Genomic DNA, 14,217 nt, shown 5'->3' on the forward strand with positions numbered 1-14,217 from the left:
CGAGCGCCAGATAGCGGCAAGTTTATCAAAGCGCAGCACGGGCAGCATCGGGCGCGTCGATGACGAGGTCCGCGCCCGCATACGCGCAGCATGGCAGCAACCAGCCGTCGCGCTTTTCGTCGCGAGACAGGCCCGGCCAGTCGATCCGATACGTCACCGGTGCGCTCCCGCCCCCCGTGTGCGCCTGGCACAGGCAGGCACGACACGTGCCATTTCGGCACAGACTGGGCAACTTGATGCCCGCCGCCTGTGCCGCAAGCAGGATCGGGGTGTCGGACGGCGCCGCGAACTGCCATCCGGACGGCATGAGCGTGACGCGGTACGTCGCAACGTTGCGCGCCGTGGTTGCCGCGTCGCTCGGCGCGGTGTCCACGGCGTGGGTCGAAACATCGGCCGACGTGTCGATGGAAGCAGCGATGGAAGCTTCGATGGAAGCTTCGATCGAAGTGTCGGATCGGGGGGCGTCTGAACGGGAACGAGGCACGGCAGGCAATGCGCTACGGGAATTGGATCGCTACACGGCGCATCCTGCGCCAACGCGCTACCATAACCCACTTTCGAGTCCCGAATCCCATGTCCAAAGCCCCGAAGGTCGATGCGGCCACCGACGCATCATCAGGTCCCGCCGCGCATCTCATCGATACCGCCGGGCTGCGCGCCGAACTGCAAGCGTTCGCCGATGCCCGCGACTGGCATCAGCACCATACGCCCAAGAACCTAGCGATGGCGCTGTCGGTCGAAGTCGCAGAGCTTGTCGAGATTTTTCAGTGGCATACGGACGCGCAGGCCAAAGCCGTCATGCAATCGAGCGAGGCGCGTCACGTCGAGCAGGAGCTTGCCGACATCACGATGTATCTCGTACGTCTGGCGATGGTGCTTGGCATCGACCTGAACCGTGCGGTGGCCGAAAAGCTGGTCATGAACGCGCAGAAGTATCCGGTGCCGAAGGCCTGAAGAGGCCATTGGGCCCATTTGGACACCATCGGACACCATCTCGAATGGCACCGATGCTCTGAATTGCACGTGTGCCCCTTGCAATCGCGCCGCGAGCCCGCATAACCGCCAACGTTCGCTCCCGAATTCCGACCAGACAATCCTATGTCTCAATCCTCTCAAGCTTCGCAGGCTCCCCAGACGCCATCAGGCACGGGACACGCGCACGGCAAGCCGTCGAAGCGCACATTACCCGCGCGTCCGCGATGGTTGATGCTCGGCATCATCGCGCTGCTGCATGCCTACATCGGCTGGCGCCTGCTCACGCCGCTGCCGGTCGCCGTCGGCTGGAAGGTCCTGGGCGGGCTGTGGCTCGTCGCCTCGACCGTGCTGATTCCGCTGGGCCTGATGAGCCGCGCGATCCAGAAAGAACCGTTGGCGACATTGCTGACGTGGACGGGCATGACCGCCATCGGCGTCTTTTCGTCGCTTTTCGTCCTCACCTTGCTGCGCGACGTCGTGCTTGGCGTGGCAATGGCCTTTTCGGCGCTCGACGCGCAACTCGTCACGCGCTCGGCCGTGATCGTGCTGGTGCTCACCGCCGCCTCGACGATACTGGGCTTCTACAATGCAAGGCGCCTAGCGCGCGTGGTCGAGATCGATATTCCGATCGCGGGCCTGCCGGCAGCGCTCAAAGGCTTCACCATCGTGCAGTTGAGCGACATTCACGTCAGTTCGACGATTCGACGCCGCTATATCGAAGCCATTGTCGACGCGTCGAATGCGCTCAAGCCGGATCTCGTCGCCATCACCGGCGATCTGGTCGATGGCGGTGTGCCGGCATTGCGCGATCACATCGCGCCGCTCGGCCAACTCGTTTCGCGTCACGGCACTTACGTCTGCACCGGGAACCACGAGTACTACTCGGGCGCACCGGCGTGGGTGGCGGAATTGCGCCGCATCGGCCTGACCGTGCTCGAGAACGAGCATGTGGTGCTCGATCATGAAGGGGCGTCGCTCACCGTCGCCGGTGTCACCGACTTCACCGCCCATCACTTCGATGAGGCCAAGCGCAGCGATCCGGCCGCCGCCATTGCCGGGGCGCCCGAAGGCGTACCGCGCGTGCTGCTCGCACACCAGCCGCGCAGCGCCCCCGCGGCGCAGGCCGCCGGCTTCGATCTGCAACTCTCCGGACATACGCACGGCGGACAATTCTGGCCGTGGATGTATTTCGTGCCGCTGCAACAGCCCTTCGTACACGGGCTGCACCGGCTTGGCCGCCTGGCCGTCTACGTGAGCCGGGGCACAGGATACTGGGGCCCACCGAAACGGTTCGGTGCGCCCTCGGAAATTACTCGCATCCGGCTTGTGCCGGGCAAGGCTTGACGCCATGAAAACGCTTTCGACCAGCCCATCGCTGGAAACCGTATCCGTGCGGCTGCGCGGCAACATTCAAGGCGTCGGCTACCGACAGGCGGCCGTACGCGAAGGCCATTTGATCGGCGTGCGCGGCTGGGTACAGGCGCTGCCCGAGGGCGACATTCTCGCGATGGTCCAGGGCACGCCGGATCAGGTCGACAAGATGCTCGAATGGATGCGTCATGGCCCGCCGGGCGCCCGTGTGACGGCCTTCGAAAGTGAAGTGGAGTACACCAGCCGACGGTTCGACCGGTTTCAGCAACTCTGATGCTCCGCGCGGGAGCGCCCCTTCCGCCCCGAACATGCCCATGCCAATGCCGACCGTTACGCCCACGCCCACGACCCGCCGCGCGAACGACGACGACGCACCGCGCATCGTCGCGCTACTCGCACAACTGGGCTACGAAACGCCGATCGACATCGTTCGTCGCAACATCGCCCTGTCTGCATTGGACGGCGACGACGCGGCCTTCGTGGCCATCGACGAAAACGCGGAAATCGTGGGATGTATCGGATTGCACGCGCTCACCATGTTTCATCGGGCGGGGCGTCTTGGGCGCATTACGGCGCTGGTGGTGGAGGAAAACGTGCGGGGCTCGGGCGTCGGGCACGCGCTGATGGCGGCCGCTCACGCGTGGTTCAACAAGCGGGGATGCGAGAAGTTCGAAGTGACGAGCAGCGACCATCGGGTCGCCGCACATCGCTTCTATGCGCGCCACGGCTATGCCCGCGATGGGCAGCGCCTTGCGCGCAAAAGCCAGACGTCGTCGCTGACTTAATTCTTGTGACGGTAGTTGATGCGGCCCTTGCTCAGGTCGTAGGGCGACATTTCCAGCGTCACGCGGTCACCCGCCAGAATGCGGATGCGGTTCTTTTGCATGCGGCCGCTCGCATATGCCACCACTTCCACGCCGTTTTCGAGCGTGACGCGAAAGCGATTGTCCGGCAGCACATCCGAGACGTGTCCGCTGAATTCGATCAGTTCTTCCTTGGCCAATATCGTGTCCTCTTGAGGGGGCCGCTCGCGAGGGGCGCAGCACCCGTGTTACTGAAAGTTCGTTCGCCAATACCGTCCCCGCACCCTGAATGTTGCGGGGGTGCACATCGAACGCCAAAAGGAGCCTACCCGGTGGACCGGCCATCAAGGCATGCGGCGCACCGAAAAGCGGCGATGGTTCGAAGGAGCAAGGCACATTGCGGCAGTGCCGCAACGACGAGCAGTGCGTGTCGGGAGGGCGAAGACCGGGTCGGTCTGCGTCATCGGCACAGCGAGTGATCCGGCTCGCAGGACAGGGCTGTCAGCGGCGCCGATAAAGCATTTCGCGATCGTCAGGCGATGATCGGCGAATTTTCGCCGATCCCGCTAGGATACGCCTTTCTCGGTCGCTCGTGTGGAAAAAATGGGCCCGGCGCGTCCATTTGAGCGATTTTGTCGCCCTTTTGTGACGCGATGCATCAACAGACGGCCGGGGCGCCCGACTGGCGTCGATGGGGGCCTCAGTGGCGGCTTCAGAAATGGCCTCGGCCTGACACCCGGTTCACTCGGGGTGAACTCGGATGTGACGCGCGGCGCGCACTCATCTATGCTGTAAGTACCCGTAGCCCGCAGGAGGAAAGACCATGAAAACAGTCGCTCAGATCCTGAAGTCCAAGCCGGTCGACACGGTATACAAAGTGCGTCCGACCGATTCGGTACTCGATGCCTTGACCCTGATGGCCGAAGCGCGGATCGGCGCGGTGCTGGTGAGCGAGGACGACCGCGCCATCGTCGGCATCTTCACCGAACGGGATTACGCCCGAAAAGTGGCGCTCATGGGTCGGACCTCGGTCAATACACCGGTGCGTGACGTCATGACCGCCGCAGTGCGCTATGTGAGTCCCGAACAGACCAACGAAGAGTGCATGTCGCTCATGACGCAGCATCGTATCCGCCACCTGCCGGTCATGAAAGACGGCGAACTGGTCGGCCTGCTCTCCATTGGCGATCTGGTCAAAGCCATCATCACCGAGCAGCAATTCACCATCGATCAGCTCGAGAACTACATCATGGGTGGCAGCGCCGCCCTGATCGGCACGTCGCCCTCGCGGCCAAGCTGATCGCCCGAGCTGCCCACGCCATCACCGGGCATCGCCAGACATCACGCCGACAGCGTAATCAGGGGCACGGCGCTTCGTTCAGAAGCGCCGTTTTTTATGCCGATGCGACGGACCGACGGTGGGCCGGTGTCAGAAATCCTCCGCGTCGACGTCGTAGTTCGACGGCTCCCACCGAATGGCCAGCAATGCCAGCAAGCCGACGGCAGGCGCCACGGCGATCACCCAGAAGACTTTCGTCGACAGCGCGGCGGCCAGTACCGGGAACAGGAACAGCGAGACGGTGGAGCTGGCGCGCATGAGCGTCTGGTTAAAACCCACGCCTACGCCACGCAGCGACGTCGGATAGCTCAGTGACGCGAACGTCATCGAATGCGCCCCCGGCCCAAAGCCCTGCCCCAGCAGGAACAATGCGAGGAAGCCCAGCGCCCAGGCCACTTGCCCTGCGCCGGCGGGCTTGCCCACGAGCGCGAGGCCGACGAGCGCCGTCAACTGGAACGCATAACCGAGCACCGTCAATTTCCACGCACCGACCTTCGGTACCAGACGCACGCCCAGCAGCCCGCCCGTGAATGCGAACAACAGATTCAGCGCCAGCGACATCAGAATCGTGGTGAGCATCGATTGCGCAAGGAAGCTCGCGATAATCACCGGCAAACCGAACGCCACTGCGTTGTACGCGAACGACGAGGCAACGGCGATAACGGTCGCGAGGGTGGTACGACGCAGGTAAACGCCCTTGAGCAGCTTGCCGTAATTGCTCCACGCCGCCGGCCGTTTCGGTGCAACGCGCTCAGCATCCCGGGCAACGACCGCATCGATACCGTACGAACGCTTGAGGATTTTCGCGGCGGCTTCCAGGTCGCCCTGATTGGCGGCCCAGACCGGCGATTCGCTCATGTAGCGGCTGCGAACGGCAATGATCGCCAGCGCCGGGATCGCGCCGAAACCGAGAATGATGCGCCAGAGCAGCGCGCTATGCGACGCCGGCAGCACCGAGTAACACAGCAGCACGAGCAGATAGGACCCACAGATGGCCGCGTACCAGGTCGGGCACCACATCGCCACCCGCGCCGCCTTGTTGCCACGCCCCTTGAGCTTCGAGAATTCGGCGAGGAACGCCATGGCGACCGGCAAGTCGATGCCCACGCCCAGCCCCATCACGAAACGCGCGCCCGCGAGCACATACTCGTTCGGTGCCAGCGCGCAGGCGATGGCCGCGAACACGAAGCACAGCATGTCGGCCATGAACACGCGATAGCGGCCGATACGGTCGGTAAAGTAGCCTCCGAGGAACGCCCCAACGATCGCACCGAACGTGATCGCGGATGCCACCATGCCCGTGCCTGCCGGGGTGAGCTGGAATTCACGGGCAACGTCTTTCAGACCGAAGGCGAGCGCGCCGAGGTCATACGCGTCGAGGAATACCCCGCCAAGGGCGATGGCCACGATCCAGCGAGCGTTCGATACGCGAGCGCCGCCCTCATTGACGAGTTGGGCGACATCGGCAGCGGAACGGATGACGGCAGGACCACCGGCAGATGTGCTGGAAGGAGCGGAAGCACCAGACGCGGCGGTAGCGCCTGACGATGCCGAAGCGGTGGAAGAGAGGGAGACGTCGACTGACATGAACGGAACCGGGAAATACAGACACCAAAGATCGCGATGTTACCGCTTGGTACTGACATCGCCCAAGTGCTTTCTGGTTATATGCTTAGACGATTCCCCCCGCCGCCCGCCATCGGCACGTGATTAAGCACCAATAAGCCACACCGGAATCCCAAAAAATGAGCGAATCCCGCTCACACGTTAAGCAATCGCAGAGCATGGCCCCACGTCTCACCGGACGGGAATATGATCGAGGGAAGTTTCAAATCGGGCGCGTCGCGCCGCAAACCCGCGTCGTTGCGGGAGATTGCGCCTGCCGAAGTCGTAACGGTTCTCTTAACGGTTCTCTTTACAGACGCTTACCTTTTCTTACAGCAAAAAGGTCTGCGGAACCCTACATTCCGCATCGTGGTCGCAATAGATGTGCCACATGGTGCGCCAACCGACGCATGCCAGCGCGCGGGGCACACTGAGAAGAATCAACACCTCACGCTCACGAGGACGATCCAAAATGAAGATGAAAGCACTTACGGGAATCAGCGCGGCCATGGCCGCTGTCATGTTGGCCGGTTGCGTGGCTCCGGGCCAGCAATACGGTGGCTACCAGCAACCGGGTTACCAACAGGGCTATCAGCAGGGATACCAGCAACCCGGCTATCAACAGGGTTACCAGCAGGGCTACCAACAACCGCAGCAACAAGGTGCGCTGTACGGCACGGTCCAGTCGATCGAACAACTCAACGGCCCGAACAACAGCCCGAACATTCTCGGGACGGTGCTGGGCGCGGCCGCCGGCGGCCTGCTGGGCAACACCATGGGCGGCGGACGCGGTCGCACGGCAACCACCATCGCGGGCGCAGCCCTCGGCGGCATTGCGGGCAACCGCATCGAGAACAGCATGGGCGAACCGAACGTGCTCTACCGCATTACCGTGCGCCTGGACGACGGCCGTGTCGCCACGGTCACACAAGCGCCGCCGCTGCGCGTACAGCAAGGCCAGCGCGCCGCCATCTCGAACGACGTGGTGTACCCGTACTGATCAGCACAGCAGCATCCCCCGCTCAACGCCAACGCCCGCCGGCAGTTCCCTCCGGCGGGCGTTGGCGTTTACACGCTGTCGCTGTCGCCGTCATTTACACAATCTCGTGGATACCTGAAAGGAATGGCGCTCGGGCATATGCGGGAGACACCTGGGGGAAGACGGCGAAGGGAATCGCTAAAAAAACAACGAATCGGCCCGCAAGGCGACAATGGGGGACCGGCCGGGGGACGCCCGGGGGACGGCGGCGAACCATAATTGGCGCCGCAACGCGCGTCATACGCAAAGCGAAATTGACCTGCTAAGATACGCGCGAAAATCGGTGCGACCATCGGAGGGCCCCCGCCGTTCCGGAACTTTGTCGAGTCCGTCAGTTACCGCTACCCTTCGAATTCCGTCATGTCGACTCAGACGACCTACCACCATCGGCTTTTCATGGCGATGGTCGGCGGCTTCAGTGCAGTACTCAACGCGGGCGCCTTCTTCACTGTCCTGCGGATCAACGGTCATAACCCGTACACCCCTTACGGTCTGACGCTGGTGTGCGCGCTCGGGGCCACGGCGTTCGTCGTGTTCGCGCGCTTTCATCTGATCGCAAGCGCGCGCAACCTCACCTGGATGCTCGGTCGCGGCGCCATGCGCTGGTGCCGTGTGCTGATCGCCGTCATCGTTTTGCTGTTTCTCACCTACGAGAGCACCGAAAGCGTGCGCATGATGGTCGTCCAGTGGATATTGCTCGCGTTGCCGCTGCAAATGGTCGGTCTCGCCGTATCCCGCGGCATGGCCCACAGCATCAACAACGCCCCCGGCAACCAACGTCGTGCGGCATTCTTCGGCCTGGGACCTGAGGCGCGCAAGCTGAATCTGCGTCTGCAACGCTCGCCGATTCTCGGCATTCAGGTCGCGGGCTACTACAACGAAACCCCGATCACACCGCAGGACGGCGAAGTCCTGCCGCCTTACCTCGGCCGCTATGCCGACGCCGCCGCACGCATTCAGGCCAACGAGTACGAAATCGTCTTCATCGCCATCGGACAGCAGGACAACAAGGAACTCACCAGCGAAATCGTGCACCGCCTTTACGATTCGACGGCGTCCATTTACCTGCTGCCCGAGTTCAACTTCCCTGGCGACATGCCCATGACGAGCACCGACCTTGCCGGCGTGCCGCTCCTGGCATTGCACGACATCGCCGTTCAGGGCCTGCTGCGCATGATCAAGCGCGGCATCGATCTGGTGGGCGCGTCGGTCATTCTGGTGTTGCTCAGCCCCGTCATGGTGGCCGTCGCGATTGCCGTGCGACTCGACTCACCCGGCCCGATCCTGTTCCGTCAGCGCCGCTATGGCGAGCGCGGCGAGCCGATCGTCATCCACAAATTCCGCTCGATGCGTGTAATTCAGCCGGAAGACGCGGCCGCCGCCGCGACCGGCGGTCTGCGGCAAGCGCACGCGGGCGACAGCCGGATCACACCGGTCGGCAGGCATTTACGCCGCACCTCGCTGGATGAATTGCCGCAGTTGTTCGACGTGCTTGCCGGCTCGATGAGCCTTGTCGGCCCGCGGCCGCATGCGGAAGAGCACAACGAAATGTATCGACGCATGATTCCCGGCTACATGTTGCGTCACAGTGTGAAGCCTGGCATTACGGGATGGGCGCAGATCAACGGTCTGCGAGGCGAGACCGACACACCGGACAAGATGCAGCGCCGCGTGGAATACGATCGCTACTACATCACGCACTGGTCGTTGTGGCTCGACATCAAGATTCTGCTCAAGACGATTCCCGTAATGGTCACGGGACGCAATGCCGTCTGACCCTGAATCGCGACGTGCAAGCTGCGCCAGTCGTACGTGTCGTCCTTCGCGGCATGTTCTCTCGGGAATGCCTCCCGAGGATAATCGCTAAGGACGACGAATCATATTGACTTCAGCTCATTCGCGACCGAGCGCACGCCACTGTCGCCAGCAAATGCCGATAAACCGCCGGTCTTCGACGAGATAACGACGCCACATGCGACCCGGGTCCTGCAAGATGCGGTACATCCATTCGCACCCGGTGCGTTGCATCCATTTCGGTGCGCGCTTTTGCATGCCGGCGGCAAACTCGATGGCGGCGCCCACGCACAGCATGACACCCCCCGGCATGGTGCTCGCATATGCCATCGCCCACCGCTCCTGCTTGGGCATTCCCAGACAGACGAAGATGAGATCGGGGGCGAGTTCGCGAACGCGCTGTGCGATTTCCTGGCCTTCGGCCCCGGTCGGATCGAACGTCATCGAGGGAATCAGCAGCGTGAAGTCCAGCCCGGGAAATCGCTGTGAGAGCCCCGCATCGAGTTGCGCCTCCTGCCCGGGGCGACCACCGACGAACACCGCTTTGCGGCCCGACGCGCGCGCACGATCGCACAGGGCAGGCAGCAAGTCGGCGCCGGTCACGCGCCCCGGTAGCGGGCGGCCGAACAGACGACTTGCCCAGATGATCGGCATGCCGTCGGCAAAAAGGAAATCGGCGTTGCGATATTCCCGCTTGAATTCGGGCAGCACGTCCAGACGCACGATGTGGTCGACGTTCGGCGTCACCACGATGCGCGAGCGTCCGTCGCGAAGCGCGGCGGCGTGCGTGAGTACGTCGACGGCCTGCTCGAACGGCACGGCAGCGATGTTCAGACCGAACAGCGCGACATTGGGCTCGAAGACGTCGCGCGCGACAGTTTGCGTTGCAGCTTTCAGTTCAGTGTCATGGCTCATGACCTATCGTGTTCCCCTTATCCTGCAAATCCAACCGATCCCGCACGCCTTCGTCGTCCAGTCGTACCGGCGACGTTTCATGGCAGGCACGATAGTAGCAGCGCGCACGCCTTGCGTCAGTGACACTTTTCGCCGGATGTCGCGGATGTCGCGACGACATGACGGTGAACGAACCATTGGCGAGACTTCGCGTGACGACGTCGCCGATCCGCTACCATCGCAGCGGCCGAACGTGCTGCCTGACACGGTCCATCCATTCGTCCATCCATCGGTCCATCTATTGGTCAATCTATTCGCCCGCCGCGCGAGTGCAGCGGGTGGCTGCCACCCATGATCCTCGACGCCCACGACATTCCTTCCGGCACCGAGCTGCAAGCCGACCTTTGCATCGCCGGTGCCGGCGCAGCCGGCATAACGCTGGCGCTCGCCCTTGAAGCGAGCGGGCTCGACGTGATCCTGCTCGAGAGCGGCAGCGACGTCGCGGAGCCCGCCATCCAGCGGCTCTACACCGGCACCGTGGAAGACGCTCGCCTGCACCCGCCTGCCGAGAGCTACCGCGTGCGACGCTTCGGCGGCTCCACCACGCTGTGGGGCGGGCGCTGCATGCCGCTCGACGCCATCGATTTCGAACCCCGCGACTATATTGCGCACAGCGGCTGGCCCATCGGGCTGGACGCCTTGACCCCCTGGTATTCGCAAGCGAACGCACTGTGCGAGGCCGGCGAGTTTGCGTACACCGCGGAGCAGGCCTTCCCCAACGCATCGAACCCGTCGCGCCCGATGATCGGCAATTTCGACAGCGATGTGTTCTCGACGAATACGCTGGAACGGTTCAGTTGTCCGACGAATTTCGGCGACCGTTATCGCGCACGACTGGCGAAAGGTCGCGTGCGTGTCGTTCAACATGCCAACCTTTGCCATCTGCCGACGCAACAGGGGACGCCGCGCCTCGTCGGTCCGGCCCAGGTGAAGACACTCGACGGCAAGCCCTTCACGGTCGCGGCGCGCGCCTACGTGCTGGCGGCCGGGGGTCTCGAGATCCCGCGTCTGCTGCTCAACAGTCCCGGCGTTAGCGGGCGCGGGCTTGGCAATGCGCACGACGTCGTGGGCCGCTATTACATGAGCCATCTCGCAGGCACTATCGGCACGATCGATCTTTCCGGGGCGACATCCGTCTGGCATGGATACGACGTCTCGGACGACGGGATCTACTGCCGTCGCCGGCTGGCCCTGCGCCCCGATGCGCAGCGCGCGCTGCACGCGGGCAATTTCATCGCACGTTTGCATCACCCGCGCATTCCGGACGCCGGACATGGCAACGGCATTCTCTCGGCGCTCTATCTGGCGCGTCCGATCGTGCCGTACGAATACGCGAAACGCCTTTATGGCGATGCGCCGGGGGGCATCGGCAACTGGCTCGCGCATGCGCGCAACGTGATCGTGGACGCCCCCAACACCGTACGCTTTCTCACCCATTGGGCGATGCGGCGCACGCTGGCCACGCGCAAATTCCCGTCGGTGATCGTGCGTCCGGCCAACCTTCGCTTCAGTCTCGACTTTCACGCCGAACAGGTGCCGTACGAAAACAGTCGCGTGACGCTGGGCAACGAGCGCGATGCGCTGGGTATGCGCCGCATTCACATCGACTGGCGCTACACCCCGCAAGACGTGAGCTCGGTCACGCGCGCCCTCGCGGCGCTCGCACAGGAAATCGAACGCACCGGCGTCGGCCACTTCTCGTACGATCCGGCCGAAGTGGAAGCCGAAATGACGCGCTACGGCGCCTACGGCGGCCACCACATCGGCACGGCACGCATGGGCGACGATCCGGCAACCAGCGTGGTCGACGCCAATGGCCGTCTGCATGAAGCCGACAACGTGTTCATCGCTGGAGCGGCGGTCTTCCCGACGTCCGGGCAGGCCAATCCGACGCTGAGCATCGTGGCGCTCGCCTTGCGCATGGCCGCACATTTGCAGGGACCGGCGAACGTGGCCGCTCTGCCCGCGCCCGCCGCCACAGCCATCGCCTCCGGCTCAGCCTCCTCCTCGCTTTCTCATTCTCAGTGACCCCATCCGCCTCATGAAAGCTCGCATCCTCGTTACCGGCGCGACCGGGTTTATCGGTCGGCACATCGTCAGCGCGCTCGCCGCCAGCGATTGGGCCGAGCCCGTCGCCGCCTCACGCCGCGCGCAAGCCGGCCTGCTCGCCGTAGACGCGCTGTCGTCCGCTTCGCTCGGCGCAGCCCTGGCCAACGTCGACGGCATCGTGAACTGCGTCGCGGGGTCGCCGGAAACCATCGTGGCGAATGCCCGCGCCTTGCGCGAAGCACTCGATGCCCTCGGCAAGCCACTGCCCACCGTCTACTTCAGTTCGATGGCGGTCTACGGCACTGCCGAAGGTCACGTCGACGAGTCGGCAGCGCTTGTCGGCGCCAGCCCTTACGGCATGGCGAAAGTCGAGGCGGAGCGGATGCTGGCGGGGTTACCAGGGCTCACGGTCCTGCGTCCCGGCTGTGTCTACGGAGGCGGCAGCCCGCAGTGGTCCGAGCGCATTGCGCAATTGCTGCTCGCCGGCCGCCTGGGCGACCTGGGTGCTGCAGGCGACGCCCATAGCAATCTCGTGCATGTCGACGACGTTGTGCAGGTGGCCCTCGAAGCACTGCGTCGCTCCGAGGCGGCAGGATGCGCGTACAACCTCGCCATGGCCGATGCCCCGCGCTGGAACGACTATTTCGTGGCTTACGCCATGGCGTTGGGTGCGACGCCGGTCAGGCGCATTGGCGCGCGACGCCTGAAGATCGAGACGAAACTCGTCGCGCCCGCGCTCAAGATCGCCGAGACTCTGGGCGGCAAGATCGGGCTCAAAGGATTGCCACCGCCGTTGCCACCGTCGCTCGCGCGGCTTTGGCAGCAGGACATCTGTCTGGATGCCAGCCGGGCACAAAGCACGTTCGGTCTGACGTGGACACCGTGGCGCGAGGCAGTGAAAGCCGAGGCGAAAGCCGACGCTGTACGGCGCTGATGTCGACGCCTTCCTAGCGCCCTGCCAGACGACCTGCCGTCCAGCGCCACAGCGTGGAGAACGGCGACACGCCCAGCAACCGGCGTGCCGCCCACGCGGCGGCGGCACCGTTCACGGCGATCGCCAGCGACGCCGCCACCGACGCGCCCACGCTACCGCCCATCGGCGCGAGCGCGGCGAGTCCGGCGAGCAACACCACGACCGACACCACGTTGATGCGCATGAGCGAGCGCGTATGGGCCGTCATACCCAGCAACTCCGGCATCGCCGTAAAGCAGGCCGCCGCGATCTGCCCGAGCGCCAGTACGCGCAGCGCACCAGCGCCGTCGTCGAAGCCATGCCCGAACAGTCCCAGCAGGAACTGCGGCACAAGCAGCATGCCGAGCGTCACAGGCAAAGCGAGGCATAGCACCAGGCCGATGGCTTGTGCCGCACTGCGCTCCAGCCCGGCAATGTCCTGACGCGCATACAGGCTTGCGAAACGCGGCGCGGCCATGCCCGTCACGCCACTGATCAGAATGTTCACCACGAGCGCAAGACGCCACGCCAGTGCAAACAACCCGGTTTCTCGCGACGAGGCCACGATCCCCAGCACGATGGCCGGCGCGGAGGTAATGAGCAGTTTGGTGAGTTCCAGCGAGAACAGCGATAGCCCCGGCTTCAGCAACCGGTGAATCCTGTCGGGCGCCCCGCCCGACGGCACCTCACGCAGGAATCGTCTCAACAACACCGCCCCGACGATCGCCGCCAGGGTGAAACTTGCCGCCGTCAGCACCAGCGTATTGGCGACCGTCAGTTTGCCCGTCGCCACCAGTGGGATCGCGGCCACACAGAAGATCGCCGGCCACAGCCACGAATAAATCATCTGACTGAAACCCACGCGCTGCAATCCGGCGAGCGCACCGGCAATGGCCGCGCCCAAGTTCTGCGGAATGAAGGAGAGCGCGCCCAACATGAGCGGCGCCACGAGTTCCGGCTTCCTGAGAATGTCGTTGGCGAAGAGCGCCGCACCCCCTGCGAGCAGCACCGACACGACCACCGAGGCAAGCAAGACTTGCCCCATGGCACGCCGGATCGTCGGCCGAACGGCGCCCGTTCGCCCGGAAGCCACATCCATGGCCAGTTGCCGTGTCAACGCCTGATCCATGCCGAGACGCCCGAACCCCGCGAGCGCGACCATCGTACTGAACACGATGTAGAAGTTGCCGGTCTGCTCGACACCGAGCGCCGCCGCTATCAGCAGATGGAAACCGTAGCGGCTCGGCAGATCCAGCAAACGCACGCCGAGGCTGATCACGCTGCCGCGAATCATCGAGGCACCGGATTTGCCTGCCGGGGTTTGCGTCTCGCTCAT

The 14,217-nt window shown here is 64.1% G+C and carries 14 protein-coding genes; 9 read left to right on the forward strand and 5 right to left on the reverse strand.

Annotation, left to right across the window (positions count from 1 at the left end):
* Positions 1-25: 25 nt before the first annotated feature.
* Entirely contained in the window at positions 26-307 is a 282-nt protein-coding gene (locus tag PCA31118_RS22535; RefSeq protein WP_150627258.1) for a 2Fe-2S iron-sulfur cluster-binding protein, read from the reverse strand.
* A gap of 266 nt (positions 308-573) precedes the next feature.
* Here PCA31118_RS22535 and PCA31118_RS22540 point away from each other — a divergent pair, with 266 nt between their 5' ends.
* From PCA31118_RS22540 to PCA31118_RS22555, 4 genes are all read left to right on the forward strand, one after another.
* Positions 574-954, forward strand: coding sequence for a nucleotide pyrophosphohydrolase (locus PCA31118_RS22540; protein ID WP_150627219.1), 381 nt, complete (start codon positions 574-576; stop codon positions 952-954).
* A 252-nt stretch (positions 955-1,206) separates the two neighbouring features.
* Complete coding sequence (locus PCA31118_RS22545) at positions 1,207-2,319, forward strand: metallophosphoesterase (RefSeq protein WP_150627259.1); 1,113 nt, start codon at positions 1,207-1,209, stop codon at positions 2,317-2,319.
* A 4-nt stretch (positions 2,320-2,323) separates the two neighbouring features.
* Positions 2,324-2,620, forward strand: coding sequence for an acylphosphatase (locus PCA31118_RS22550; RefSeq protein ID WP_044457228.1), 297 nt, complete (start codon positions 2,324-2,326; stop codon positions 2,618-2,620).
* A 40-nt stretch (positions 2,621-2,660) separates the two neighbouring features.
* On the forward strand, positions 2,661-3,131 hold the full coding sequence (locus PCA31118_RS22555; RefSeq protein WP_246190381.1) for a GNAT family N-acetyltransferase: 471 nt from the start codon (positions 2,661-2,663) through the stop codon (positions 3,129-3,131).
* Here the strand turns inward: PCA31118_RS22555 and infA are convergent.
* Complete coding sequence (infA, locus tag PCA31118_RS22560) at positions 3,128-3,349, reverse strand: translation initiation factor IF-1 (protein ID WP_039393473.1); 222 nt, start codon at positions 3,347-3,349, stop codon at positions 3,128-3,130. The genes PCA31118_RS22555 and infA overlap by 4 nt on opposite strands.
* Positions 3,350-3,972: 623 nt before the next feature.
* On the opposite strand from infA, the gene PCA31118_RS22565 reads away from it, so the two are divergent.
* On the forward strand, positions 3,973-4,449 hold the full coding sequence (locus PCA31118_RS22565; protein WP_044457229.1) for a CBS domain-containing protein: 477 nt from the start codon (positions 3,973-3,975) through the stop codon (positions 4,447-4,449).
* A gap of 129 nt (positions 4,450-4,578) precedes the next feature.
* On the opposite strand, the gene PCA31118_RS22570 is transcribed toward PCA31118_RS22565, so the two are convergent.
* Positions 4,579-6,075, reverse strand: a complete 1,497-nt coding sequence (locus tag PCA31118_RS22570) for an MFS transporter (RefSeq protein WP_150627220.1) — start codon at positions 6,073-6,075, stop codon at positions 4,579-4,581.
* Between the two features lie 490 nt (positions 6,076-6,565).
* On the opposite strand from PCA31118_RS22570, the gene PCA31118_RS22575 reads away from it, so the two are divergent.
* Positions 6,566-7,093 carry a glycine zipper 2TM domain-containing protein gene (locus PCA31118_RS22575; protein ID WP_044457231.1) on the forward strand — a complete coding sequence of 176 codons (528 nt, stop codon included), beginning with the start codon at positions 6,566-6,568 and terminating at the stop codon, positions 7,091-7,093.
* Positions 7,094-7,492: 399 nt separating this feature from the next.
* Complete coding sequence (locus PCA31118_RS22580; RefSeq protein ID WP_246190382.1) at positions 7,493-8,908, forward strand: undecaprenyl-phosphate glucose phosphotransferase; 1,416 nt, start codon at positions 7,493-7,495, stop codon at positions 8,906-8,908.
* Between the two features lie 117 nt (positions 8,909-9,025).
* Here PCA31118_RS22580 and PCA31118_RS22585 read toward each other — a convergent pair whose 3' ends face one another.
* Positions 9,026-9,841: a WecB/TagA/CpsF family glycosyltransferase gene (locus PCA31118_RS22585; RefSeq protein WP_150627221.1), complete on the reverse strand. Its 816-nt coding sequence runs from the start codon at positions 9,839-9,841 to the stop codon at positions 9,026-9,028.
* 330 nt (positions 9,842-10,171) lie between these two features.
* Here PCA31118_RS22585 and PCA31118_RS22590 point away from each other — a divergent pair, with 330 nt between their 5' ends.
* Together PCA31118_RS22590 and PCA31118_RS22595 are read left to right on the forward strand one after the other, a co-directional pair.
* Positions 10,172-11,908: an FAD-dependent oxidoreductase gene (locus tag PCA31118_RS22590; RefSeq protein ID WP_150627222.1), complete on the forward strand. Its 1,737-nt coding sequence runs from the start codon at positions 10,172-10,174 to the stop codon at positions 11,906-11,908.
* 13 nt (positions 11,909-11,921) lie between these two features.
* The gene (locus PCA31118_RS22595; RefSeq protein WP_150627223.1) at positions 11,922-12,863 is read left to right on the forward strand and encodes an NAD-dependent epimerase/dehydratase family protein; all 942 of its coding nucleotides are present in this window, start codon (positions 11,922-11,924) and stop codon (positions 12,861-12,863) included.
* 13 nt (positions 12,864-12,876) lie between these two features.
* Here PCA31118_RS22595 and PCA31118_RS22600 read toward each other — a convergent pair whose 3' ends face one another.
* On the reverse strand, positions 12,877-14,217 hold the full coding sequence (locus PCA31118_RS22600) for a lipopolysaccharide biosynthesis protein (RefSeq protein ID WP_246190383.1): 1,341 nt from the start codon (positions 14,215-14,217) through the stop codon (positions 12,877-12,879).

The sequence above is a fragment of the Pandoraea captiosa genome (assembly GCF_902459775.1).
Taxonomy (GTDB): Bacteria; Pseudomonadota; Gammaproteobacteria; order Burkholderiales; family Burkholderiaceae; genus Pandoraea; species Pandoraea captiosa.

Coding starts and splice junctions, on each gene's coding strand:
- PCA31118_RS22535 (WP_150627258.1), bottom strand. CDS start 307: ATGCCGTCCGGATGGCAGTTCGCGGCGCCGTCCGACACCCCGATCCTG.
- PCA31118_RS22540 (WP_150627219.1), top strand. CDS start 574: ATGTCCAAAGCCCCGAAGGTCGATGCGGCCACCGACGCATCATCAGGT.
- PCA31118_RS22545 (WP_150627259.1), top strand. CDS start 1,207: ATGCTCGGCATCATCGCGCTGCTGCATGCCTACATCGGCTGGCGCCTG.
- PCA31118_RS22550 (WP_044457228.1), top strand. CDS start 2,324: ATGAAAACGCTTTCGACCAGCCCATCGCTGGAAACCGTATCCGTGCGG.
- PCA31118_RS22555 (WP_246190381.1), top strand. CDS start 2,661: ATGCCAATGCCGACCGTTACGCCCACGCCCACGACCCGCCGCGCGAAC.
- PCA31118_RS22565 (WP_044457229.1), top strand. CDS start 3,973: ATGAAAACAGTCGCTCAGATCCTGAAGTCCAAGCCGGTCGACACGGTA.
- PCA31118_RS22570 (WP_150627220.1), bottom strand. CDS start 6,075: ATGTCAGTCGACGTCTCCCTCTCTTCCACCGCTTCGGCATCGTCAGGC.
- PCA31118_RS22575 (WP_044457231.1), top strand. CDS start 6,566: ATGAAGATGAAAGCACTTACGGGAATCAGCGCGGCCATGGCCGCTGTC.
- PCA31118_RS22580 (WP_246190382.1), top strand. CDS start 7,493: ATGTCGACTCAGACGACCTACCACCATCGGCTTTTCATGGCGATGGTC.
- PCA31118_RS22585 (WP_150627221.1), bottom strand. CDS start 9,841: ATGAGCCATGACACTGAACTGAAAGCTGCAACGCAAACTGTCGCGCGC.
- PCA31118_RS22590 (WP_150627222.1), top strand. CDS start 10,172: ATGATCCTCGACGCCCACGACATTCCTTCCGGCACCGAGCTGCAAGCC.
- PCA31118_RS22595 (WP_150627223.1), top strand. CDS start 11,922: ATGAAAGCTCGCATCCTCGTTACCGGCGCGACCGGGTTTATCGGTCGG.
- PCA31118_RS22600 (WP_246190383.1), bottom strand. CDS start 14,217: ATGAGCGAGACGCAAACCCCGGCAGGCAAATCCGGTGCCTCGATGATT.